This window comes from Streptomyces prunicolor, assembly GCF_045162825.1.
In the GTDB taxonomy this organism is placed as follows: domain Bacteria; phylum Actinomycetota; class Actinomycetes; order Streptomycetales; family Streptomycetaceae; genus Streptomyces; species Streptomyces prunicolor.
Map to the genome: position 1 here is coordinate 6672091 of NZ_CP108676.1, position 23099 is coordinate 6695189.

A 23099-nucleotide genomic window follows, 5' to 3' on the forward strand; every position below is an offset into this window, starting at 1 on the left:
TCACCCCGCGCCCGGTGCCGCGGCGCCTGTGCCGGCCCCGGACGGCTGCCAGGTCGCGGTGACCGTGAGGTGCGCCTGTCCGCCGCCGCTCACGATCCCGAACTTCAGGTCGTGCCCGACCTGCACACCGAACGTCACGCTCATCTCGCTGGGCGGCTCCGGTACGGCGGTCACGGTGCCGTGCACCTCCTGGAGCAGGACGCCGAGCGGCGCCAGGGCACGGCGCAGGGCACCGGTCGCGAAGTCGGCGACGCCCCGCCGCCCGGTGGCCACGGGCACCGCCGTCCCCATCCCCTCGGGGAGATCGTCGTCCCGTCCGGAGGCCGCGCCGGGTGGGGCGGGAGAGAGCAGGAATCGTACGGGCGTACCGTCGTCGAACTCTGACTGCATCGCGGTGACCACGCCAACAGTGTGGACCAACCCGCTTCATTGGACAGCGAGTTCACAACTCCTGACCGTCACCTCCAGCCCCCTCGCTGTCACAGGTCTGCACGGGCCCTGTCCCGGTTTACGACGAACTGTGATCGTTCCGCTTTTCGCCACTACCGTCGCAAGCGGTACATGGCGGGGTGATTCGGGGGTTTCATGATGAGTGACTGGGGCGGCTTCAGTGCCGAACGCGGGCCGAGCGAGGAGCGGGGACAGGCGCCCTGGTCGGTGTGGTCGACGGCGGAGACGCAGACCTCGCTGACCCCGCCGCCGTGGGTGTCACCACCGGCTCCCGTCCCGGCTCTCGTCCCGGCTCCAACTCCCGCCCCCGCGCCCGCTTCCGGCCGTCGCGCCTGGCGGCTGGTCCTCGCGGTGGCGCTCGCGGTGGTGCTGGGCGCGGGTGCCGGGGGAGGGGTCTGGTACGTCACGCACGGCCGCGTCGACCATGACCGTGAGCATGTGGCCGCAAGCGGCACCAACTCGTCGTACCGCACGGTCCAGGACCCCACCGGCTACACGCTCGACGTCCCCAAGAACTGGACCCGCACCCAACGGCAGGGCGCGAAGGCCCCGGTGGTCACCTACGACTCCCCGGACGGCACCCGCCGCCTCCAGATCTTCCGCGTCTCCGAGAACTCCCCGGCCGAGTCCCTGGATCTAGCGGAGAACGACCCCGGCTACGGCTTCGCCCGCCAGCCCGGTTATCAAGTCATCGACCGCGCCACCGGCCCCGGTTGGGTCGAACTCACCTATCGCTACGACGACCAGGGCAAGGGCGGGCGTCGGGTGATCGACCACCGCTTCGAGGCGGGGGACGGTTCGCTCTACGCGGTCCGGTCCAGTGGCCCCGAGTCGCTCGCTCCCGCGGTGGTCCGCGCACCGCTCACCGCGGCGCTCGGTTCCTTCTGCCCGGCGGGCGCGAACTGCCGGTAGGCGTGGGCGAACTGCCCTCGGGCGGGGGCGGGTTCCTACTCCATCCCCTTCTTCCCCGGTGCCCAGAACGGCTTCGTGAGGACGGAGCGCCGGTCCCAGCCCAACTCCCGTACGAGCACCTGCCGGACCTGTTGCACGGTACGGGCCTCCCCGGCGACGTACGCGATCCCGCCGGGTTCGGGGGCGAGGTGTTGTACGGCGTCCGGGAGTGAAGTCCCGCCCCTGGTCGGCCAGTTGAGGCGCTCGGAGTGGGCCAACGGCAGTCGGTCCGCCGCCGACTCCGTCTCGACGGCGCCGGAGACCCGCGCACTCTCCGGCAGTGCGGCCAGCATCGCGCCGAAGGCGACCGAGGCCGTCTCCTCGCCGACGAAGACATGGTGGGAGGCGTCGGGGCGGAGCGTGAAGGTGCCCTCGGGCTTGCGCAGGCGCACCTGCTCGCCGATGCCGACGCTCTTCCCCCAACGGCCCCCGGGTCCCCCCTCGGAGTGGTCCAGCACGCACAACTCGACGGCGCCGGACGGGTCGTAGCGCCACACGGAGTACGTCCGCAGGGTCAGGCCGGTGACCAGGACGCGGACCTGTTGGCCGGGGTGGACGTCGAGGCCGGTGAGGGCTTCGCCCTCGATGCGCAGGCGGCGCATGCGGGCGGTGATCGGCTCGGCCGCGGTGACGGTGGCTCGGAGGGTGACCAGGTCGAGGACGGGGTTCAGGAGGGTGGACGGCACAGGGGCTCCTCGACTGGGTGGCGCGTGGGGGGAGTTGGTGATCAGGAGTGGCGGGCTGGACGCGATAGTACGCGTTCCCCGTCGGACGCGATAGTGCGTGTGGTGGTCTTGCGGTCGCGGTGGCCGACGATCACGATCGCGGTCGCCGCGAGGACGATCAGGGCGACCGTGCGCAGTGCCGGGGCCATGCCGTGGGCTAGGTCGGGGTGGGCGGCCAGGATCGTGCCGGTGATCGCCACGCCCAGGGCCGCGCCGAGTTCGCGGGCCGAGGTGCCGAGACCGGAACCGAGGCCCGTCTGGTGCGCCGGGAGCGAGGTGACGACACCGACCGTGAGCGCGGGCATGGACAGCCCGGCGCCCGCCGAGATCGCGAGCAGCCAGCAGGCGTACGTCCAGTACGGGGTGCCCGCGTCGGCGGTGGACGCGCCCAGCAGGCCCAGGCCGATGAGGGCGAGACCGGTGCCGATGACCGGGCGGGGGCGGTGCGACCAGCGGACGGCGAGTTTCGGGACGAGCGCGATGCCGATCGTCAGCGGCACGATCGCGACGCCGGTGACGGCGGCGCCGTAGCCCTTGATCTCTTGCAGGTACTGGGAGTTGACGTAGAAGAGCGCGAACAGGCCGAAGAAGCTGGTGGCCGTGCCGAGGGTGGCCGCGCGGAGGGTGGGGGAGGTGAAGACGCGCGGGTCGAGGAGCGGGGTGCGGGAGCGCAGGGCGTGGGCGGTGAAGGCCGTTATGAGTACGGCGCCTGCCGCGAACGCCGTGATGATGCGCGGGGAGGTCCAGCCGTAGGCCGGGCCCTCGATGATGCCGAAGAGGATCGCGACCAGGCCGGTGGTCAGGAGGGCGGTGCCGGTGGGGTCGAGGTTGCTGTGCGGGGACCGTTCCGTGCGGGGTGTGGTGAGGGTGACCGCGAGGGCGAGCAGGGCGGCCAGGGGGACCATCGCCCCGAACAGGGCCCGCCAGGACAGGAATTGGCCGACCAGGCCGCCGCCGAGGTTCCCGGCGAGTCCGCCGAGGCCGAGGGACAGGGTCCAACTGCCCATGGCGCGGGCCCGGTTCTCCGGGGCGGACAGGTGGACGAGGATCGACATCGTCGCGGGCGTGATCAGCGCCGCGCCCGCGCCGGAGAGGCCGCGGCCCGCGATCAGGGTCGCCGGGTTCTGGGCGAGTGCGCTGGTGGCGGCGCCCGCGGCGAACAGGGTCAGCCCGGCGAGCAGCGTGCCCTTGCGGCCGTACCGGTCGCCGAGCGCTCCGGCCGGGATGAGGAGTCCGGCGAAGACGATGACGTACGCGTCGACCATCCACAGCAGTTCGGTGTGCGAGGGGTGCAGGGACGATGAACTCAGCTGCGGGATCAGGAGGTTGATGGCGGCGACCATGCTCTGCGCGACGAGGACGCAGGCGCAGAGGGCGAGGAGGGTCGACCGTTTCAGGGCGGGCTTTTGGGCGTACGAGGGCACGGCTCCTCCGGGGAGCTTCGGTGTGGTGTGGAGTGCCCTGCCACCGTAGGCTCGGCAGTGATCTGCTTTCCAGTGCAACCTTTGCAAGGGGCGAATGCGTGTGACGCAATCCGGAAGGGCCGGGGGACTGGACCTCAATCTGCTGGTCGCCCTCGATGTGCTGCTGGAGGAGCAGAGCGTGCAGGGCGCCGCGCACCGGCTGCATCTCTCCGAACCGGCGATGAGCCGCACCCTGGGCCGGATCCGCAAGGCGCTCGGTGATCCCGTACTGGTGCGCGCCGGGCGGAAGATGGTGCCCACCCCGCGCGCGCTGGCCGTACGCGCCGAGGTGAGCGCGGTGGTGGAACGGGCGCGGGCCCTCTTCGCGCCGGGCCAGGACACCGACCTGAGGACCGTCAGCCGTACGCTCACGATCATCGGCCACGACTCGTTCCCCGCGCTCTACGGCCCCCGGCTGCTCGCCCGCGCCGCCGCCGAGGCGCCCGGCATCCGGGTCCGGTTCCTCGCCGAGAGCCATGTGGACACGCCGTTTCTGCGGCAGGGCACCGCCGACCTGGAGGTCGGTGTCGTCGACTCGACGGCGCCCGAGGTGCGGGTCGAGATGCTGCACGACGACCGGATGGTCGGTGTCGTGCGGGCCGGACACCCGTTGCTGGAAGGCGAGTTGACGCCCGAGCGCTTTGCCACCGAGGCCGACCACCTGATCGTCTCGCGCCGCGGCAAACTGCACGGCCCCGTCGACACCGCGCTCGCCGAACTCGGCCTGAAACGCCGGGTGGTGGGCACGGTCGGTACCTTCCCCGCCTCGCTCTTCGTGGTGCGCGACACCGACCTGGTCGGCATGATCAGCCTCTGGAGTGTGTCCATCGCCCACTCCCTTGGCCTGGTCACCTTCGACGTGCCGCTCCAACTCCCCGGCCTGGAGGTCGGCTTGGCCTGGCACCCGCGTCACGACGCCGACCCGGCGCACGCGTGGCTGCGCGCCTGCGTACGGGAGCTGCTGGCGGGGGAGCGGTCAGTGGGCCCCGGGCAGGTTCTGTAGCCGCTTCTCGAACCAGTGGTCCGCGTAGACATGGTCGACGTACGCCGGAATCTCCGCGTACCCGCACGCCCGGTACATCGCCTGCGCCTCCGTGAGCGCCGCGTGCGTGTCCAGCCGTACGACAGTGAACTCGTGCTCTACGGCGGCCAGTTCCAGCTCGGTGAGGATGCGGCGGGCCAGGCCCAGGCGGCGGGCGGCGGGGTGCACCCAGACGTGCCGGATCTCGCCGACGCCCGGCTCCAGGGTGCGTAGCGCCCCGCAGGCCACCGGCCGCCCCTCCTCGTACGCGACGAAGAACGCGCCCGCGTCCCCGGTGACCTCCTCGGGCCGTACGAGATCCGTCTTGTCGAAGCCCTCGGGGAAGCGGGCGTCGATGTCGGCGGCGTAGGCGTCGAGGCAGGCGCGGGCGTCCTCGGCGGCGCCGTCGACGAGGGCGCCCGTGATGCCGGCCAGGCGGAGGAGGCGCTGGGTGGTCGCCAACGCGTGGGTGAGTTCGGTGCGTTGGGGTGCGGTGAGGGTGGTGAGGAGGTCGGCGACGAGCGCGTCGGAGCGGTGGTTCTGCTCCTTGACCTCGACGCGGCCCGCCGGGGTCAGCTCGATCAGGCGCAGACGGGTGTCGTGCGGCGGCACGGTCAGCCGGACCAGGCCCTGCGCCTCCAGGGACTTCGCCATCCGGCTCAAGTAGCCCGCGTCCAGGGCGAGTCGGCCGCGCAGTTCGCGCAGCGAGACGCCGTCACCGATCTCGAAGAGCAGCCGGGCCTCGCCGAGGGGGCGGTCCTGGCCGAGGTAGTGGTCGTCGAGGGCGCCGATGCGGCGGGTGAAGTAGCGGTTGAAGTGCCGGAAGGCCGCTACGTCCGCAGGTGACACCGGGTTCGTGACTGGCTCCATAGTTCTTTGACTCTAGTCAAAGGAATCGGGGGAGTCCATGGTCGTGGTGCGGCTTCCGTGCGTCTGTGCTTTTGTGCCCCTGTTCAGTGAGCTTCTTCGGGCTGCTCGGGCTGCTCGGGCTGCTCGGGCTGCTCGGGTTGTTCGGGTTGTTCGGGCAGCAGGGCGGTGGCGGCGTCGACGAACTCCTGGACGAGGCCGGTGGTTCGCCCGGTGGGCCAGGCCGCCGCGACATGGTTGGGGCCGAGGTCGTCGACCGGGATCGCCTCGACGCCGGGGCGGGTGTAGAAGTTCGCGGTGGACGCCGGGATCACGGCGATCCCCTGGCCGCCGGCGACGAGTTCGAGTTTCTCCTCGACGCTGTGGATCGCCGGCACCGGGCGGCGCTCACCGGTGCGCAGTTCCACCGCGATATCGCGCCATTCGGGGACGGCGTCGGGGTCCTGCAGGAGGTGATCGGCCGCCAGGTCGGCGACTCGCACGGTCTCCTTGCCGGCGAGGCGATGGGACGAGGCCACCATGACGAGGCGCGGCTCGGTGTACAGCGGCCTGATCTCCAGGCCTGCCGGGTCGATCGGCAACCGCACGATGCCGACATCCGCGCGGGCGTCGTGCAGCACCTCCACCTGGTCGTGCCAGCCGGTGCGCAGCATCCGCACGTCCAGCCCGGGGTGGCGCTCACGCAGCAGGCGAACGACGGGGGTCAACGTGATCCCCGGCATGAACCCGATCGTGAGGCGGGTGACGCTCTCGCTCGCGGCGCGTACCCGCCGCAGCAGTGCGTCCGCGTTCGCCAGCAGGGGCCCGGCGTCGTGGACGAGCTGTTCGCCCGCCGGTGTGAGCACGGTGCTGCGGCGGTCGCGCCTGAACACGTCCACGCCCAGCTCGCTTTCCAGCACCCGGATCTGGCGGGAGAGCACGGGTTGGGTGATGTGCAGGCGCTCCGCGGCACGTCCGAAGTGGAGTTCCTCGGCCACCGCGAGGAAGTAGCGAAGCTTGCGCAGGTCGACGTCCATGCGGTTCCTCCGGGTGATCAGCCGCGCTCGAAGGTGGCGAGCGGGTCGCCGTGCGTCGGTGCCCAGCCCAGCTCGCGACGAGCCTTGGCCGAGGTGAGGCGCTGGTCCAGCGCGAACGCGTCCGCGACGGGCCCCATCTCGGCGCGGGCCTGCTCCAGTGTGATCGAGACCGTCCTGCCGTCGAGTCCGGCACCGCGCGCCGCCGCTTCGGCGACCTGCTTCATCGTCGGGTGGCCCTCGCCGACCCCGATGTAGACCGATCCCGCCGTCGCCGAGAGCGCCGCGACGTAGAGCGTGGCCATGTCGTCGATGTGCACGAGACCCCAGTGGTTGGCGCCGTCACCTATGTACGGGACAGCGCCCCTGATTTTACCCGGGGCGATGAAGAAATGTTCGATCAGCCGGTTGTCGCCCCCGTAGAGGAGCCCGGGCTGTACGACGACGGGGCGACCGCCGTCGGCGGCGCGTGCCGTGACCGTGTCCTCGACCGACCTGCGCCAGGCCACCACGCCGGGCGGATTCCACGGTGCGCTCTCGTCCCGTACGCCGTCGGTGTCGCCGTAGACCCAGGTGCCGCCGGTGTGCACGTAGGGTCCGGCCCCGACGCCGTCCTGCATGGCCGTGGCGCCGGCGAGGTCCATGTCCGCGGAGCTGGCCTGCGCGAGATGGATCACCGCCTCGGCGCGGGCGGCCGCGTGGTTGAGCACGTCCAGGTCGGTGAGTCCGCCGCGCACCTCGATCGCCCCGGCGGCTGTCACGGCCTGTGCGGACTGTTCGCTGCGTGCCAGTGCTTCCACGGAGTGGCCTTGTCGCACCAGTTCGGCGATCGTGGCCCGGCCGATGTAGCCGGATCCGCCCGTCAGGAAAATCTTCATGCCGTCCCTCGTTGTTCATCGTTCGCTGTTCATCGTTCAGGTGTGACTCCACCGTGCGGCCTGGTCGCCGGTGCCGTCCAAGACCTGTTTCGCGCGCTGTGATGCCCGCTGGGCATGACGCGTCGCCGGCGGTCCTTCTCCTGGTGCGCGGCATGGTTGATGCCCCGTGGGCATCGCAGGGGACGCAAAGGGTCTTGGACAGGGCGGCCCCGGCAGATCGACAGTGGACGTGCCGCGACAGCGAGCCGGGACCCCGGTTCAGCGGGCCGAACCCCGGTTCCTGCCTGTCGCTGGCGTTCTGACCGACGACCCGGGACACATGTCGATAGCTCGGGGCACATATCGACAACCCGAGACACATCTCGAACGCCCTCAAGGAGGTGCGACGATGACTCACGTCCTGATCACCGGATCCTCCGACGGCCTCGGCCTGATGGCCGCTCGCCTGCTGATCGGCCAGGGCCACACGGTGACCCTGCACGCTCGCGACACCGCGCGGGCCGCGCATACGCGTGCGGTCCTGCCCGCCGCCGAGAACGTGCTGGTGGGTGATCTGGGATCCCTCGACGGGATCCGGTCGGTGGCCGCCCAGGCCGACGCGGCGGGCCGGTTCGACGCCGTCATCCACAACGCGGGCATCGGCTACCGCGAGCCGCGCCGCGTGGAGACCGTCGACGGCCTGTCCCAGCTGTTCACGGTCAATGTGCTCGCGCCCTACCTGCTGACCGCGCTGATGACGCGGCCCGACCGGCTGGTCTACCTCAGTTCGGGCATGGCACGCGGTGGGGATGCGGACCTGTCGGATGCGCAGTGGACCGACCGGCGCTGGAACGGGGCCCAGGCGTACAGCGACAGCAAGCTGTTCGACGTCCTGCTCGCGCGCGGTGTCGCACGGCACTGGCCCGACGTGCTGTCGAACTCCGTGGAACCCGGGTGGGTCGCGACCAGGATGGGCGGCCCCGGCGCTCCGGACGACCTGGCACAGGGCCCGGTCACCCAGGCGTGGCTCGCCGTCAGCGACGACGAGGCCGCGCGAGTCACCGGCCGGCACTTCTACCACCAGAAGCGGCGCTCCGTGCCCGCCAAGGCGTCCGAGGCGAAGGCCCAGGACGCCCTGCTCGACTACTGCGCCCGGCTCACCGGCGTCTCGATCCACGCGTCGCGATGAACCTGCCCGGGCCCGGTACGTCAGGTCCGGGCCCGGTACGTCAGATCCGGTTCCGGTACGTCAGATCCGGTCCCGATACGACCGGCCCTGCCACCCCGAAGTCGCGTCAACTGAAACGGAGTTCGACGATGTCCAAAGAAATCCTGATCACCGGTGGCCACGTCGTGACGCTCGACGACACGCTTGGCGACGGGCTTGGCGACGGGCTTGGCGACGCGTTCGGCGATGTGCCCGGTGGTGACGTGCGCGTGCGGGACGGTGTCATCACGCAGATCGGTGTCGGCCTGCGCCCCGGGCCGGACACCGAGGTCGTCGACGCGCGGGGCCGGCTGGTGATCCCGGGCCTGATCGACACGCACCGACACGTCTGGCAGGGCGCGATCGCCGGGTTCACCCCGCAGATGACCGGATACGGCTACGGACCCGCCGTCCTGACCGGGATCTCCCTCCACCACACTGCGGATGACATCCACGCCGGCACGCTGTGGGGAGCACTGCAGGCGCTGGACGCGGGAATCACCACGATCGGCGACTGGGCCCACGCACTGCAGTCGGCCGACCACGCCGACGCCAACCTGCGCGGCCTGCGCGAATCCGGAATCCGCGGCCTGTTCTTCTACGGCGGCCCCGGTCCGGCCGACGACGACCCGAACCCGCCGCACCCGCTCGACGCCCGGCGCATGCGCGACGAGCATTTCCCCGGCGGCAGCGGCAACGGCAGCAACGGTGACAACAGCGCCACCGGCACCGGACGGCTACGAATGGGCATGGCGCTGCGCGGACCGTGCTTCACCTCCCCGGAGCGCAACCGCCAGGACTTCGCCTTCGCCCGCGAACTCGGCCTGCCGATCTCGATCCACGTCGGAATGGCCGGCACCGCGGACGCGGTCACCGCGCTGCGCCGGGACGGGCTGCTCGGCCCGGACGTCAACTACATCCACGCCAACCAGCTGACCGACGAGGAGATGGACCTGATCGCCGCCTCGGGCGGGACCGTGACCATCACCCCGAGCACCGACATGCTGATGCAGTTCGGCACCTACCCGGCCACCGGGCGAGCGCTGGAACGTGACATCGTCTCCGGACTCGGGGTCGACACCGTCTGCAGCGCCGGGACCGACCTGTTCTCCGAGATGCGCCTCGCGCTGGCCGCGGAACGCTCGCGCGCCAACGCCGAGTCCCTCGCCCGCAACGAACTCGTGCACGAGGTTGCGCTGCACCAGCGGGACATGCTGCGGCTGGCCACGCTCGGCGGTGCCCAGGTACTCGGTCTCGCCGACGAGACCGGTTCGCTCACCCCCGGCAAACAGGCCGACATCACCATCGTCGATCTGCGTTCGCCGCACCTGGACGGCTTCGGCGACCCGGTCGCGATGCTCGTGCTCGGCGCCGGCCCGGCCGACGTCGAGACGGTCCTGGTCGGCGGGGAATTCGCCAAACGCGACGGCGCCCTGGTCGGGACCCACGCGGTCAAGGCGCGGGACCTGATGCACGAGACACAGGACCGGCTCCGCGCCGTGATCCGCTGAACCGCTCATCCGCACCCAACGCAACGGCAGCCTTCGGGCAACCGCGTCGGCCAAGCACCGTTAGCGGCTTTTGTCCCCCTGTTCAGTGACCCGGCCCACTTTCGGCCATGGATTGCGCATGCATCCGGACGTCCCGGGCAGGCGCACGCAGTCCCCGAGAGTGACAGTTAGGTGACGCTGGGACGCTGAACAGGAACGGAAGGCAATACCGATCATGGCCGAGAACACGGAACAGCAGCCGGGGAAGACCATCCACGCGGGCGGCGAGTGGCTGGAAGCGGTCTCCGGCGCCACGCGCGAGATCATCGACCCCGCGGACGCGCTGCCGTTCGCCGTGGTCGCGGAGGGCGACGAGAAGGACACGGACATAGCCGTCGCCGCCGCCCGCGCCGCCTTCGACGGCGGTCAGGGGGCCTGGCCGCGCACCCCCGTCACCGAGCGCGCCGCCCTGCTGCGCCGCGTCGCCGACCTCCTCGTGCGCGACCGCGAAGAGCTGGGCCTGCTGGAGAGCCGCGACGCGGGCAAGACCGTGGAGGAGGGTCGCGTCGACATCGACTGTGTCGCCGACGCCTTCCGCTACTTCGCCGACCTCGTCGCGGGCGAGGCCCCCGGCCGGGTGGTCGACGCGGGCACGCCTGACGTCCACAGTGTCGTCGTGCACGAGCCCGTCGGCGTCTGCGCGCTGATCACCCCCTGGAACTACCCGCTGCTCCAGGCGAGTTGGAAGATCGCGCCCGCCCTCGCGGCCGGCAACACCTTCGTCGTCAAGCCCAGCGAGATCACCCCGCTGACGACGGTCGCCCTGATCGACCTGCTCGTCGAGGCGGGGCTGCCGGCCGGTGTCGCCAACATCGTCACCGGCCCCGGCCACTCGGTCGGCGCCCGGCTCGCCGAGCATCCCGACGTCGACCTCGTCTCCTTCACCGGCGGCCTCATCAGCGGCACGAAGGTCGCCCAGGCCGCCGCCGTGACCGTGAAGAAGGTCGCCCTCGAACTCGGCGGCAAGAACCCCAACGTCGTCTTCGCCGACGCCTGCGCCACCGAGGAGGGCTTCGACACCGCCGTCGACCAGGCCCTCAACGCGGCCTTCATCCACAGCGGCCAGGTCTGCTCCGCGGGCGCCCGCCTCATCGTCGAGGAGACCGTCCGCGAGCGCTTCGTCGCCGAACTCGCCCGCCGCGCCGAGAAGATCCGCCTGGGCCGCGGCACCGAGGACGGCGTCGAGTGCGGCCCGCTCGTCTCCGAACAGCAGCGCGCCAAGACCGAGTCGTACGTCGCATCCGCACTCGCCGAGGGCGCGGTGCTGCGCTCCGGCGGCAAGCGCCCCGAGCCGACCGCGGCCCGCCCCGCCACCGGCTACTTCTACGAGCCGACCGTCCTCGACCAGTGCCACCGCGAGATGACCGTCGTACGCGAGGAGGTCTTCGGACCGGTTCTCACCGTCGAGACCTTCCGCACCGAGGACGAGGCGGTCGCGCTCGCCAACGACACCGAGTACGGCCTCGCGGGCGCCGTCTGGACCGCCGACGCGGGCCGCGCGCGCCGCGTCGCCGGCCGGCTGCGGCACGGCACCGTCTGGATCAACGACTTCCACCCCTACCTCCCGCAGGCGGAGTGGGGCGGCTTCGGAAAGAGCGGTGTGGGCCGGGAACTCGGCCCCGCCGGACTCGCCGAGTACCGCGAGGCCAAGCACGTGTACCAGAACCTGGCGCCGAAGCCGGTGCGCTGGTTCGCGGGCTGATCCTCCGGCCGCCTCGCGGGCCGAGCCCCCACCTCGATCTTTCCGACTGGAGTGACTACCCCCATGCCTGAGAACGAGTACATGAACGACCACATGTACGACTATGTCGTCATCGGCGGCGGCACCGCAGGCTCCGTCATCGCCTCCCGCCTCACCGAGAACCCCGACGTCACCGTCGCCGTCATCGAAGGCGGCCCCAGCGACGTCGGCCGCGAGGACGTACTGACCCTGCGCCGCTGGATGGGCCTCCTCGGCGGCGAGCTGGACTACGACTACCCGACCACCGAGCAGCCGCGCGGCAACTCCCACATCCGGCACAGCCGCGCCCGCGTCCTCGGCGGCTGCTCCTCGCACAACACCCTCATCGCCTTCAAGCCGCTGCCTTCCGACTGGGACGAGTGGGAGGCGGCCGGTGCGAAGGGCTGGGGCGCGATCTCGATGGAGGCGTACTACGCCCGCCTCCTCAACAACATCGTCCCCGTCGACGAGAAGGACCGGAACGCCATCGCCCGCGACTTCGTCGACGCGGCCCAGGCGGCGCTCGACGTCCCGCGCGTCGAGGGCTTCAACAAGGCGCCGTTCACGGACGGCGTCGGCTTCTTCGACCTCGCCTACCACCCCGAGAACAACAAGCGGTCCAGCGCGTCCGTCGCGTATCTGCACCCGGTGATGGACGAGCGCCCCAACCTCACCCTTTTCCTTGAGACGTGGGCCCACCGCCTGGAACTGAACGGCACCCGCGCGGAAGGCGTGCACGTCCGCACCAAGGACGGCGAGGAACTCCTCGTCCGCGCCCGCCGCGAGGTCGTCCTGTGCGCCGGCGCCGTCGACTCCCCGCGGCTGCTCCTGCACTCGGGCATCGGCCCCCGCAAGGACCTCGAAGCGCTGGGCATCCCCGTCGCCGTCGACCTCCCGGGCGTCGGCGAGAACCTCCTCGACCACCCCGAGTCGGTGATCGTCTGGGAGACGAACGGGCCGATCCCGGAGAACTCCGCGATGGACTCCGACGCGGGCCTGTTCGTGCGCCGCGACCCCCAACTCCCGGGCCCGGACCTGATGTTCCACTTCTACCAGGTCCCCTTCACCGACAACCCCGAGCGCCTCGGCTACGAACGCCCCGAGTTCGGCGTCTCCATGACCCCGAACATCCCCAAGCCGAAGAGCCGCGGCCGCCTGTACCTGGAGAGCGCCGACCCGGCCGTCAAACCCGCCCTGGATTTCCGGTACTTCACCGACGAGGACGACTACGACGGCCGCACCCTCGTCGACGGCATCCGCATCGCCCGCGAGATCGCGAAGACCGAACCCCTCGCCGGCTGGCTCAAGCGGGAGGTGTGCCCAGGCCCGGAGATCCTCGGCGACGCGGAACTCGGCGAGTACGCCCGCAAGGTCGCCCACACCGTCTACCACCCGGCCGGCACCTGCCGCATGGGTGCCGACACCGACGAACTGGCCGTGGTCGACCCGGAGTTGAGGGTCCGAGGCCTGGACGGCATCCGCATCGCCGATGCCTCCGTCTTTCCGACCATGCCCGCCGTGAACCCGATGATCGGGGTGCTCATGGTCGGCGAGAGGGCTGTTGACCTGATCGGAGGTGGTGCGTGATGAGCACCGTCAGCACACCCAATGGCCTTGACGCGTCCGGCAGTTCCGCGACCACGAGCATGAGCACGGGCGCCTCCGGCAACCCCGTGTTCTCGGTGGACGGCCTCTGGAAGGTCTTCGGTCCGAAGGCCGACCAGGTCCCCGCCGACCCCGAACTCACCGCCCTCGACGCCGCCGACCTGCGCACCCGCACCAGCTGCACCGCCGCCGTCCGCGACGTCTCCTTCGACGTCCGCAAGGGCGAGGTCTTCGTGGTGATGGGCCTGTCCGGCTCCGGCAAGTCCACCCTGGTCCGCTGCCTCACCCGCCTCATCGAACCCACCGCCGGCACCATCGCCATCGACGGCGAGGACGTCCGCGCGATGGACAAGTCCCGGCTGCGCGAACTCCGCCGCCACCGCGCCGCGATGGTCTTCCAGCACTTCGGCCTCCTCCCGCACCGCACGGTCCTCGACAACGTCGCCTACGGCCTGGAGATCCAGGGCATCGGCAAGGCCGAGCGCCGCCGCCGGGCCGCCGAGGTCGTCACCAAGGTCGGCCTGGAGGGCATGGAGCAGCGCCGCCCCGGCCAGCTCTCCGGCGGTCAGCGCCAACGTGTCGGCCTCGCCCGGGCGTTGGCGGTCGACCCCCAAGTCCTCCTGTTCGACGAGCCGTTCAGCGCGCTCGACCCGCTGATCCGGCGCGACATGCAGGAGGAGGTCATCCGGCTGCACCGCGAGGAGGGCCGCACGATGGTCTTCATCACCCACGACCTGAACGAGGCGCTCAAGCTCGGCGACCGCATCGCCCTGATGCGCGACGGCCGCATCGTCCAGCTCGGCACCCCCGAGGAGATCGTCGGCTCCCCGGCCGACGACTACGTCCGCGAGTTCGTGCGCGACGTCCCGCGCGCGGACGTCATGACGGTCCGTACGGCGATGCGGCCCGGGGACTGCGGAGGCCAGGAGCACCCCGGTGCGCTCGCGGCCGACGCGGTCGTCGCCGAGGCGATCAAGGTCGTGTCCCGCAGCGGAAAGCCCGCCTGTGTCGTGGAGGACGGCCGCTGTCTCGGCGTGGTCGACCACGCACGGCTGCTGGACGTCGTGGCGGGGGCGGAGCTCGCCGATACCGGCAAGGGGGCGGTCTGATGGCAACGGTCACCGCACCCGCCCCCCGCCTCGCCCTCCCCGGCGTCCTCCGGCACCGGGCCGCGCACAAACTCCTGCTGCTCGCGCTCGCCGCCGCGATCCTCGTGCCGCTCGCCAACGCGCACTGGTCCAGCGGGAGTTGGCCGCACGCCCTCACCGTCGACCTGTCCGGTCCGCTGGGCCGGGCCAACGACTGGATCATCGACAACCGCGACAGCTCCCCGCTGTTCCTCTACTTCTTCGGCTACATCAGCAACGCCGTCGTCCTCTCCGTACGCGCCGTCTACCTGGTCCTGCTCGCCGCGGGCTGGGCGGGCGTCACCGCGTTCGGCGCCCTCGTCGCCTGGCGGGTGGCGGGCATACGGCTCGCGATCGGGACCGGCGTCGCCTTCCTCGCCTGCGGACTGCTCGGCATGTGGGTCCCGACCATGCAGACCCTCGCCCTGATGGTGGTCGCGGTGCTCACCTCGGTCGTCGTGGGCGCCCTGCTCGGCCTGGCCGGCGGCCTCTCCGAGCGCACGGACCGCGCACTGCGCCCCGTCCTGGACACCATGCAGGTGCTTCCGGCCTTCGCCTACCTCCTCCCCGTCGTTCTGGTCTTCGGCATCGGCGTCCCCGCCGCCGTCCTCGCCACCGTCGTCTACGCCGCCCCGCCCATGGCCCGCCTCACCACGCTCGGCCTGCGCAACGCCGACCCGGAGGTCCTGGAAGCCGTCGACTCCCTGGGCGCCACCGGACGCCAACGCCTGTTGACCGCACGGCTCCCGCTGGCCCGCAAGCAGCTCCTCCTCGGCCTCAACCAGACGATCATGATGGCCCTCTCCATGGCCGTCATCGCCTCCGTCATCGGCGCCGGAGGCCTCGGCGACCGCGTCTACCAGGCGCTCGCCTCCGTGGACGTCGGCGCGGCTCTGGCCGCCGGCATCCCGATCGTGCTCCTGGCCGTCGTACTGGACCGCGTCACCGCGGCGGCGGGCGAACAGTCCGACGCGTCCGCAGGTGAACCGGGGTCGACTCTCCGCCCGTGGCTGTACGCGCTCGGCGCCACCGTGGCCGTAGCAGTGGTGGCCCGGCTCGCCGGCGCCCTGGACTGGCCCTCCGGCTGGACCCTGGGTATCGCCGAACCGGTGAACCGCGTCGTCGACTGGATGACCGCCCACCTCTACTCCGGCGTCCCCTACCTCGGCGGCACCGCCGACTGGGCCGGCCACTTCACCACCTGGGTCCTGGACCCCGTACGCGACGGTCTGCAGTGGCTGCCCTGGTGGTCGGTGCTGCTGATCGTCGCCGCCCTCGCCTGGGTGATCGGCACCTGGCGCACCGCGCTCACCGCCGTCCTCGCCATGGCCGCGATCGGCGTACTCGGTGTGTGGAAGCCGTCCCTCGACACCCTGTCGCAGGTGCTGGCCGCCGTGGCCGTCACCCTCGTCCTCGGCTTCGCGACCGGCATCGCCGCCGCCCGCAGCGACCGCGTCGAACGCGCCCTGCGCCCCGTCCTCGACGTCTGCCAGACGATGCCGCAGTTCGTGTACCTGATCCCGGTCGTCGCCCTGTTCGGCGTAGGCCGCGCACCGGCCGTGGCGGCGGCCGTCGTCTATGCCCTCCCCGCCGTCGTCCGCATCACCACCCAGGGCCTGCGCCAGGTCGACCCGGCCGCCCTGGAGTCGGCCCGCTCACTCGGCGCGACCAGCGCCCAGCAGCTACGGCAGATCCAACTCCCGCTCGCCCGCCCGGCGTTGCTCCTCGCCGTCAACCAGGGCGTGGTCCTCGTCCTGGCCGTCGTCATCATCGGCGGCCTGGTCGGCGGCGGCGCCCTCGGCTACGACGCCGTATTCGGCCTGGCCCAGGGCGACTTGGCGACCGGCCTGGTCGCCGGCGCCGCGATCGTCTGCCTCGGCCTGATGCTCGACCGGGTGACCCAACCGACGGAACGTCGCACCAAGAAGGGAGCGTGACATGCGAGTTCGTACGGCTTATTCGGTGGCCGCGGCGACGTCCCTCGCCCTGCTCTCGGGCTGTGGCGCCGCCGACATGACCAAGCAGGCCTCGCCCTTCGCCAACGCGCAGGGCGCCAAGACCGTGACCCTCTCCGTCCAGTCCTGGGTCGGCGCACAGGCCAACGTGGCTGTCGCGCAGTACCTGTTGGAGCACAAGCTCGGCTACCGCGTCGACACCGTCCAGGTCGACGAGGTCCCCGCGTGGGACGCGCTGAGCCAGGGCCGGGTCGACGCGATCCTGGAGGACTGGGGCCACCCCGACCAGGAGAAGCGCTACGTCGACGACAAGAAGACGATCACGCGCGCGGGCGGCCTCGGGGTCACCGGCCACATCGGCTGGTACGTCCCGACCTACCTGGTCAAGCAGCACCCCGACATCACGAACTGGAAGAACCTCAACAAGTACTCCTCGCTGTTCCGCACCGCCGAGAGCGGCAGCAAGGGCCAGTTGATGGACGGCTCGCCCTCCTACGTCACCAACGACAAGGCCCTGGTGACGAACCTGAAGCTCGACTACCAAGTGGTGTTCGCCGGTTCGGAGGCCGCGCAGATCACCCAGATGAAGCAGTTCGCCAAGGAGAAGAAGCCCTTCCTCACCTACTGGTACGCACCCCAGTGGCTCTTCAAGAAGGTCCCCATGACGGAGGTCGAACTCCCCGCCTACAAGGAGGGTTGCGACGCCGACGCCGACAAGGTCGCCTGCGCCTACCCCCACACCCCGCTGCAGAAGTACCTCAACACGGACTTCGCCCAGCGCGGCGGCAAGGCGGCGGCCTTCCTGAAGAAGTTCAAGTGGACGACCGAGGACCAGAACGAGGTCTCCCTGATGATCGCCGACCAGAAAATGTCCCCGGCCGACGCGGCGAAGAAGTGGGTGGACAACCATCCCGCCACCTGGAAGGCCTGGCTTTCCTGACCCTGCTTCCCCTTCACGGTTCACGGTTCACCGTTCACGGCTTCAGCTCGGCGGCCCTCCCCTGGAGTGCGCGTGCCGCCCAGTGCTGGAGTCCTGCCCCGAACGTGACGCGTGTGGCCCCGAGTTCACCGAGTGCGGTGGGCGAGGGGCCCTCGCCGTCCAGCCGCCCGAGCGCGTTGACCGGCCCCTGAATACCGGACCGCAGCAACGGCAGCACACCAGCCGGAGCCATGATCGGATACACACAGTCGGCACCCGCCGCGACGTACAACGCGGCCCGCTCAATGGCCCGTTCGGGGTTCCCGTCACCGTGCAGGAAGGTGTCGATCCGCGCGTTGACGAACAACCGCTCCGCCGCCACCGCCCGCACCTCCGCCAGCCAATCAGCGTGCTGACGCGGATCCTTGAGCACCCCACCCTCGGAGTCCTCCAGGTTGCACCCCACCGCCCCCGTCTCCAGCAGCCGCTCCACCAGCTCCTTCGGCGCGAGCCCGTACCCGCCCTCGACATCCGCCGACACCGGCACATCCACGGCCCGTACGATCCGCGCGACCGCCGCGAACATCTCGTCCGCCGGCACAGCCCCGTCCTCGTACCCGAGCGAGGCGGCGACCCCGGCACTGGGCGTGGCGAGCGCCGCGAACCCGGCCTCCACGAACACCCGCGCACTGGCCGCGTCCCAGGGCCCGGGCAGCACCAGCGGATCACCGGGCAGCCGCCGCCGATGCAGACTCCGAAAGACCTCGACTCCACTCAAGACGGATAACCCCCGGGTTCGATACGACGGCTGACCATCACCCGGTTCCAGTTGTTGATGGCGGTGATCAGCCCGATGAGATGGGCGAGTCGGCCCTCGTCGAAGTGCGCGGCGGCTCTCGCGTACACCTGATCCGGCACGAATCCCTCCGTCAGCACGGTGACCGCCTCGGTCAGCGCGAGCGCGGCCCGCTCCCGCTCGTCGAAGACACCCTCGGCCTCCTCCCAGGCAGCCACCATGTCCAACTGCCGTTCACTCACCCCGAGTTCACGGGCGGCGGCCAGATGCATGTCCAGGCAGAACGCGCAGTGGTTGAGCTGCGAGGCCCGGATCACAACGAGCTCGGCGAGCGCGGGATCGCCCAGCCCCCTCTTCGCGGCGGCGCTCACCGACGACAGCGCCCGCCCGACCTCACGGTCCAACAGCCGTGTCCGCGCGGTCACTTGTGCTGGCCCGGCTTGTAGTGCCCCGGCACCATCCGCGTGCTCACTCCGAACCGGTTCCACGCGTTGATCACTGTGATCGCGGCGATCAGCTGCGCCAGCTCGGCCTCCTCGAAGTGCTCGGCCGCCCGCTCGTACACCTCGTCCGGCACAAAGCCGTCCGTGATCACGGTGACCGCCTCGGTCAGCTCGATCGCCGCCAGCTCCTTCTCGGTGTAGAAGTGCCGCGACTCCTCCCACGCGCCGAGCTGAATGATCCGCTCCACGCTCTCGCCCGCCGCGAGCGCGTCCTTGGTGTGCATGTCGAGGCAGAACGCGCAGTGGTTGAGCTGCGAGGCGCGGATCTTCACCAGTTCCAGCAGCGTCGGGTCGAGGCCCCGACGGGCGGCGGCGTCGAGCCGGACCATCGCCTTGTAGACCTCGGGTGCGTGCTTGGCCCAGTCCAGGCGGGGGCTGTGTTCGGGGGCGTAAGGAGCTTCGTGTGCTGTGGTCATGTCCTCGACTCTAGAAGTCAGGCAGCCCAGGAGTATGGTCCATTTCCATGGCGAAATCTTGGGCCACTCTGGGCGTAGACCTGCACCTCGATCCAACCGGCACGCAAACAGGCACCGGCACCAGCACAGGCGTCCGCCGAGGCCTCACGGACGCGCTGCGCGACGCCGTCCGCACCGGCCGCCTCGCCCCCGGCACCCGGCTGCCCTCCTCCCGCTCCCTCGCCGCCGACCTCGGCATCGCCCGCAACACGGTCGCCGACGCCTACGCCGACCTGGTCGCCGAGGGCTGGCTCACCGCCCGCCAGGGCTCCGGCACCCGCGTCGCCGAGCGCGCCGTCGTCCCGCCCACGGACACCACCCCACCCCGCCGCCTCCGCGGCCGCCCCGCCTACGACCTTGTCCCCGGCACCCCCGACCTCGCCGCGTTCCCCCGCATCGAGTGGCTCAAGGCCGCCCGCCGCGCCCTCACCTCCGCCCCCTACCAGGCCCTCGGCTACGGCGACCCACGCGGCCGTATCGAACTGCGCACCGCCCTCGCCGCCTACCTCTCCCGCGCCCGAGGCGTACGCGCCGACCCCGAGCACATCCTGATCAGCGCGGGCATCTCCAGCGGCCTGCGCCTCCTCGGCGCCGTCCTGCGGACCCGCGGCGCCCACACGATCGCGGTGGAGTCCTACGGCCTGACCGCGCACTGGCAGATCCTCGACGAGGCCGGCCTGCGCACCCGCCCGCTCCCCTTCGACCAACTGGGCACGAACCCGGCACAGTTGACGGACGAACCGGCGGTCCTGCTCACCCCCGCTCACCAGTTCCCCATGGGCGTCCCCCTCCACCACGACCGCCGCTCCGCCGTCGTCGACTGGGCCCGGCGCACCGGCGCCCTGGTCCTGGAGGACGACTACGACGGGGAGTTCCGCTACGACCGCCAGCCGATCGGCGCCCTCCAGGGACTCGACCCGAACCACGTCGTCTACCTCGGCACCGCCAGCAAGTCCCTCGCCCCCGGCCTCCGCCTGGCCTGGATGGTCCTGCCCCCCTCACTGATCGAGGAGGTCGCGAAGGCGAAGGGCGATATCGACACCTGCGGCGTCCTGGACCAACTGACCCTCGCCGAATTCATCACCTCCGGCGCCTACGACCGCCACGTCCGCGCCGCCCGCCTGCGCTACCGCCGCCGCCGGGACACCCTGGTCGACGCCCTCGCCCAGCACGCCCCCGACGTCCACGCCACCGGCATCGCGGCCGGCTTCCACGCCGTCCTCAGCCTCCCGCCCGGCACCGAACAGTCCGTGGTCCAGGCCGCCGCCTGGCAGGGCCTCGCCCTCCACACCCTGTCTTTCTACCGCCACGAACACGCCGTGGCTGCCGCCTTGGACGCCCTGGTGGTGGGTTACGGCACCCCGCCGGACCATGCGTGGGCGGGGGCGGTGGAGGCGTTGTGCCGGGTGCTGCCGTGAGGGTGTTCTGAGGGTCTTTCATCGGGACCGCACCTCTCGATGCGGGTAGGCAAAATCATCCCGTCTGCCGTTTCAACGCGGGCCCGCAAAATCAGCCCGTCCGGCGCCTCTCCAACGCAGGCCGACACCCTCCAGCCCGTCCGGCGTTTGAGGACGAGGCCCCTTCAGGGCCGAAGCGGGGGTCTGGGGGCGCAGCCCCCGGAGACGGTCACCCGGGCTCACCCGCACGATCCACCGCCGGCGCCTCTCCGAACCGCGCCAGTGCCAACGCCCCTGCCACCGCCACCAAAAACCCCAGCACAGCCAGCCACTCCAACCCGTCCCGCGTACGGTCCCCGAGCCACACCACCCCCACCGCCGCCGGCCCGAGCGTCTCCCCGATCACAAGCCCCGCCGTCGCCGTCGTCACAGACCCCCGCTGCAACGCCGTCGTCAGCAACAAGAACGCCGCACCCCCACCGACAAGCAGGGCGTACGTCGCCGGATTGCTCACCAGCGTCGAGGGCGACAGCGAGTCGATCAAGCGGACCGCCACCTCGACGACCCCGAACCCGAACCCCGCCCCCAACCCCAACGTCAACGCCCGCCCCCGCTCCGGCAGTCGCCCCCCGACCAACCCGAGCAGCAACACCGCCACCGCCGTCCCCAACATCGCCCACTTCAAGGCCATGGACCCGTCCCGGTGCCCCTCCGCCCCGGACGCCAGTCCCAGCATCGCCAGCCCCGCGCAGACCACCCCGACGGCCGCCCACTCCGTCCCGCGGAGCCGAACTCCCAGCAACCGCGCGGCCACCACCGCCGTCACCGCGAGGCTCGACGCCAGGGCCGCTCCGACCGCGTAGATGGGCAACGACCGCAGCGCCGCGATCTGGAACACGAACCCCAGACCGTCCAACCCCAGCCCCGCCAGATACCGCCACTGCCGCAGCGCCCGCAGCAACAGCGCCGCGTCCCCGCCCCCACCCGTCGAGGCCGCCCGGGCGGCGACCGCCTGCAACACCGTCGCCGTACCGAAGCAGACCGCCGCGCCGAGCGCGCACACCATTCCAAAGAGCACAAAGTGACTGTAGGGGAGATGAGATCGCCCCGGCCCTCCCGGGCGGACCCTCTCACCGATCTCTGGAGATCCCCGGACGAGCACCCAGGCCCCAGAGTTCGGGCCCCAGAGTCCAGGCCCAGGTCCGAGGCCACAGACGCAGGCCCAGACTCCAGGCCCCCGGTCCGAGGCCCCGCGCCCTACACCCCCAAAACCACCCGGAGTTGACCCAACCCCCAGTCCAGGTCCTCCCGGCTGATCATCAGCGGCGGCGCGATCCGGATCGTAGAACCATGGGTGTCCTTCACCAGAACACCCCGGTCCAACAGCCGCTCCGAGACCTCCCGCCCCGTCCCGACCGCCGGCGCGATGTCGACCCCCGCCCACAGCCCTCGCCCACGCACCGCCGTCACCCGCCCGGTGTCCGTCAACTGCCGCAATTCCCGGTGCAGATGCTTCCCGAGCTCCGCGGCCCGCGCCTGGTACTCGCCCGACCGCAGCATCGCGATCACCTCCAGCGCCACCGCGCACGCCAGCGGATTCCCGCCGAACGTCGACCCGTGCTCCCCGGGCCGGAACACGCCCAGCACCTCCGCACTCGACACCACCGCCGACACCGGCACCACCCCACCGCCCAGCGCCTTCCCGAGCACATACATGTCGGGCACCACCGCCTCGTGCTCGCACGCGAACGTCCACCCCGTCCGCCCGAGCCCCGACTGGATCTCATCCGCGATGAAGAGCACGTTCCGCTCCCGCGTCAACTCCCGCACCCCCGCCAGATATCCGGCCGGCGGCACCAGCACCCCCGCCTCACCCTGGATCGGCTCCAACAGCACGGCCACCGTGTTCTCACTGACCGCCGCCCGCATCGCGGTGAGATCTCCGTACGGCACGATCTCGAAGCCCGGCGTGTACGGCCCGAAGTCCGCCCGCGCCTCCGGGTCGGTCGAGAAGCTGACGATCATCGTCGTACGGCCGTGGAAGTTGTTGCCCGCCACGACGATCTTCGCCCGGCCTTCGGGCACGCCCTTGACCCGGTACCCCCACTTCCGGGCCGTCTTCAGCGCGGTCTCCACCGCCTCCGCGCCCGTGTTCATCGGCAGCACCAGCTCCATGCCGCACAGCTCGGCCAACTGCTCGCAGAACGCGCCGAACCGGTCGTGATGGAACGCCCGCGAGGTGAGAGTCACCCGCTCCAACTGCGCCTGCGCCGCCGCGATCAGCCGAGGGTTGCCGTGCCCGAAGTTCAGCGCCGAGTACCCGGCGAGCAAGTCCAGATAGCGCCGCCCCTCCACATCCGTCATCCACGCCCCGTCGGCGGTGGCGACGACCACCGGAAGCGGGTGGTAGTTGTGCGCGGTGTGCGCCTCGGCGGCGGCGATGAGGGCTTCCGTACCGGCTTCGTTGCTGGCTTCCGTACTGGTCACGGCGTCTCCCGGGGGTGAGGGTGCCCCTTTC

Annotated in this window: 21 protein-coding genes; 10 read left to right on the forward strand and 11 right to left on the reverse strand. The window is 71.2% G+C overall.

Features of this window, described 5'->3' with window-relative positions; translation table 11 throughout:
• Positions 1-402: a CU044_2847 family protein gene (locus OG588_RS30740; protein ID WP_405950092.1), complete on the reverse strand. Its 402-nt coding sequence runs from the start codon at positions 400-402 to the stop codon at positions 1-3.
• 183 nt (positions 403-585) lie between these two features.
• Between OG588_RS30740 and OG588_RS30745 the strand changes: the two genes are divergently transcribed.
• Entirely contained in the window at positions 586-1362 is a 777-nt protein-coding gene (locus tag OG588_RS30745) for a hypothetical protein (protein WP_405950093.1), read from the forward strand.
• 35 nt (positions 1363-1397) lie between these two features.
• Here the strand turns inward: OG588_RS30745 and OG588_RS30750 are convergent, their stop codons facing one another.
• Positions 1398-2087, reverse strand: a complete 690-nt coding sequence (locus tag OG588_RS30750; RefSeq protein WP_405950094.1) for a siderophore-interacting protein — start codon at positions 2085-2087, stop codon at positions 1398-1400.
• 41 nt (positions 2088-2128) lie between these two features.
• Entirely contained in the window at positions 2129-3550 is a 1422-nt protein-coding gene (locus OG588_RS30755; RefSeq protein ID WP_405950095.1) for an MFS transporter, read from the reverse strand.
• A 94-nt stretch (positions 3551-3644) separates the two neighbouring features.
• Between OG588_RS30755 and OG588_RS30760 the strand changes: the two genes are divergently transcribed.
• Positions 3645-4592: a LysR family transcriptional regulator gene (locus OG588_RS30760; RefSeq protein ID WP_405950096.1), complete on the forward strand. Its 948-nt coding sequence runs from the start codon at positions 3645-3647 to the stop codon at positions 4590-4592.
• Here OG588_RS30760 and OG588_RS30765 read toward each other — a convergent pair.
• The 3 genes from OG588_RS30765 to OG588_RS30775 all read right to left on the reverse strand — a co-directional run bounded on the left by OG588_RS30765 (position 4566) and on the right by OG588_RS30775 (position 7368).
• Positions 4566-5480 (reverse strand): GNAT family N-acetyltransferase, encoded by a 915-nt coding sequence (locus tag OG588_RS30765; RefSeq protein WP_405950097.1) that lies wholly within the window; start codon positions 5478-5480, stop codon positions 4566-4568. The genes OG588_RS30760 and OG588_RS30765 overlap by 27 nt on opposite strands.
• An 83-nt stretch (positions 5481-5563) precedes the next feature.
• The gene (locus OG588_RS30770; protein ID WP_405950098.1) at positions 5564-6493 is read right to left on the reverse strand and encodes a LysR family transcriptional regulator; all 930 of its coding nucleotides are present in this window, start codon (positions 6491-6493) and stop codon (positions 5564-5566) included.
• Between the two features lie 17 nt (positions 6494-6510).
• A complete protein-coding gene (locus OG588_RS30775; RefSeq protein WP_405950099.1) occupies positions 6511-7368 on the reverse strand; it encodes an NAD-dependent epimerase/dehydratase family protein in 858 nt (285 codons plus the stop codon).
• 388 nt (positions 7369-7756) lie between these two features.
• Between OG588_RS30775 and OG588_RS30780 the strand changes: the two genes are divergently transcribed.
• From OG588_RS30780 to OG588_RS30810, 7 genes are all read left to right on the forward strand, one after another.
• Positions 7757-8536 (forward strand): SDR family NAD(P)-dependent oxidoreductase, encoded by a 780-nt coding sequence (locus OG588_RS30780; RefSeq protein ID WP_405950100.1) that lies wholly within the window; start codon positions 7757-7759, stop codon positions 8534-8536.
• A gap of 128 nt (positions 8537-8664) precedes the next feature.
• Positions 8665-10065, forward strand: a complete 1401-nt coding sequence (locus OG588_RS30785) for an amidohydrolase family protein (protein WP_405950101.1) — start codon at positions 8665-8667, stop codon at positions 10063-10065.
• A gap of 214 nt (positions 10066-10279) precedes the next feature.
• A complete protein-coding gene (locus OG588_RS30790) occupies positions 10280-11806 on the forward strand; it encodes an aldehyde dehydrogenase family protein (RefSeq protein WP_366095426.1) in 1527 nt (508 codons plus the stop codon).
• A 63-nt stretch (positions 11807-11869) separates the two neighbouring features.
• Entirely contained in the window at positions 11870-13411 is a 1542-nt protein-coding gene (locus tag OG588_RS30795; RefSeq protein ID WP_405950102.1) for a GMC family oxidoreductase, read from the forward strand.
• A gap of 59 nt (positions 13412-13470) precedes the next feature.
• Positions 13471-14538, forward strand: coding sequence for a glycine betaine/L-proline ABC transporter ATP-binding protein (locus tag OG588_RS30800; RefSeq protein WP_405953248.1), 1068 nt, complete (start codon positions 13471-13473; stop codon positions 14536-14538).
• Entirely contained in the window at positions 14538-16493 is a 1956-nt protein-coding gene (locus OG588_RS30805; RefSeq protein WP_405950103.1) for an ABC transporter permease, read from the forward strand. The genes OG588_RS30800 and OG588_RS30805 overlap by 1 nt, the downstream gene beginning before the upstream one ends.
• 1 nt (position 16494) lies before the next feature.
• Entirely contained in the window at positions 16495-17451 is a 957-nt protein-coding gene (locus OG588_RS30810; RefSeq protein WP_405950104.1) for an ABC transporter substrate-binding protein, read from the forward strand.
• 34 nt (positions 17452-17485) lie between these two features.
• Here the strand turns inward: OG588_RS30810 and OG588_RS30815 are convergent, their stop codons facing one another.
• From OG588_RS30815 to OG588_RS30825, 3 genes are read right to left on the reverse strand one after another with little or no spacing between them, the layout of a single operon-like run.
• Complete coding sequence (locus tag OG588_RS30815; RefSeq protein WP_405950105.1) at positions 17486-18208, reverse strand: isocitrate lyase/phosphoenolpyruvate mutase family protein; 723 nt, start codon at positions 18206-18208, stop codon at positions 17486-17488.
• Complete coding sequence (locus tag OG588_RS30820; RefSeq protein WP_405950106.1) at positions 18205-18651, reverse strand: carboxymuconolactone decarboxylase family protein; 447 nt, start codon at positions 18649-18651, stop codon at positions 18205-18207. The genes OG588_RS30815 and OG588_RS30820 overlap by 4 nt, the downstream gene beginning before the upstream one ends.
• On the reverse strand, positions 18648-19145 hold the full coding sequence (locus OG588_RS30825; RefSeq protein ID WP_405950107.1) for a carboxymuconolactone decarboxylase family protein: 498 nt from the start codon (positions 19143-19145) through the stop codon (positions 18648-18650). The genes OG588_RS30820 and OG588_RS30825 overlap by 4 nt, the downstream gene beginning before the upstream one ends.
• Positions 19146-19192: 47 nt before the next feature.
• Between OG588_RS30825 and OG588_RS30830 the strand changes: the two genes are divergently transcribed.
• Positions 19193-20602: a PLP-dependent aminotransferase family protein gene (locus tag OG588_RS30830; RefSeq protein ID WP_405950108.1), complete on the forward strand. Its 1410-nt coding sequence runs from the start codon at positions 19193-19195 to the stop codon at positions 20600-20602.
• A gap of 208 nt (positions 20603-20810) precedes the next feature.
• Here the strand turns inward: OG588_RS30830 and OG588_RS30835 are convergent, their stop codons facing one another.
• Positions 20811-21647, reverse strand: coding sequence for a hypothetical protein (locus OG588_RS30835; RefSeq protein ID WP_405953249.1), 837 nt, complete (start codon positions 21645-21647; stop codon positions 20811-20813).
• 191 nt (positions 21648-21838) lie between these two features.
• Positions 21839-23068, reverse strand: coding sequence for an ornithine--oxo-acid transaminase (gene rocD / locus OG588_RS30840; RefSeq protein WP_405950109.1), 1230 nt, complete (start codon positions 23066-23068; stop codon positions 21839-21841).
• Positions 23069-23099 lie beyond the last annotated feature (31 nt).

What these genes read in the sequence shown, in the direction of transcription:
- OG588_RS30830 (WP_405950108.1), top strand. Translation starts at nt 19,193, where the DNA reads ATGGCGAAATCTTGGGCCACTCTGGGCGTAGACCTGCACCTCGATCCA.
- OG588_RS30790 (WP_366095426.1), top strand. Translation starts at nt 10,280, where the DNA reads ATGGCCGAGAACACGGAACAGCAGCCGGGGAAGACCATCCACGCGGGC.
- OG588_RS30805 (WP_405950103.1), top strand. Translation starts at nt 14,538, where the DNA reads ATGGCAACGGTCACCGCACCCGCCCCCCGCCTCGCCCTCCCCGGCGTC.
- OG588_RS30765 (WP_405950097.1), bottom strand. Translation starts at nt 5,480, where the DNA reads ATGGAGCCAGTCACGAACCCGGTGTCACCTGCGGACGTAGCGGCCTTC.
- OG588_RS30825 (WP_405950107.1), bottom strand. Translation starts at nt 19,145, where the DNA reads ATGACCACAGCACACGAAGCTCCTTACGCCCCCGAACACAGCCCCCGC.
- OG588_RS30785 (WP_405950101.1), top strand. Translation starts at nt 8,665, where the DNA reads ATGTCCAAAGAAATCCTGATCACCGGTGGCCACGTCGTGACGCTCGAC.
- OG588_RS30810 (WP_405950104.1), top strand. Translation starts at nt 16,495, where the DNA reads ATGCGAGTTCGTACGGCTTATTCGGTGGCCGCGGCGACGTCCCTCGCC.
- OG588_RS30745 (WP_405950093.1), top strand. Translation starts at nt 586, where the DNA reads ATGATGAGTGACTGGGGCGGCTTCAGTGCCGAACGCGGGCCGAGCGAG.
- OG588_RS30780 (WP_405950100.1), top strand. Translation starts at nt 7,757, where the DNA reads ATGACTCACGTCCTGATCACCGGATCCTCCGACGGCCTCGGCCTGATG.
- OG588_RS30775 (WP_405950099.1), bottom strand. Translation starts at nt 7,368, where the DNA reads ATGAAGATTTTCCTGACGGGCGGATCCGGCTACATCGGCCGGGCCACG.
- OG588_RS30835 (WP_405953249.1), bottom strand. Translation starts at nt 21,647, where the DNA reads ATGGTGTGCGCGCTCGGCGCGGCGGTCTGCTTCGGTACGGCGACGGTG.
- OG588_RS30760 (WP_405950096.1), top strand. Translation starts at nt 3,645, where the DNA reads ATGCGTGTGACGCAATCCGGAAGGGCCGGGGGACTGGACCTCAATCTG.
- OG588_RS30795 (WP_405950102.1), top strand. Translation starts at nt 11,870, where the DNA reads ATGCCTGAGAACGAGTACATGAACGACCACATGTACGACTATGTCGTC.
- OG588_RS30770 (WP_405950098.1), bottom strand. Translation starts at nt 6,493, where the DNA reads ATGGACGTCGACCTGCGCAAGCTTCGCTACTTCCTCGCGGTGGCCGAG.
- OG588_RS30800 (WP_405953248.1), top strand. Translation starts at nt 13,471, where the DNA reads ATGAGCACGGGCGCCTCCGGCAACCCCGTGTTCTCGGTGGACGGCCTC.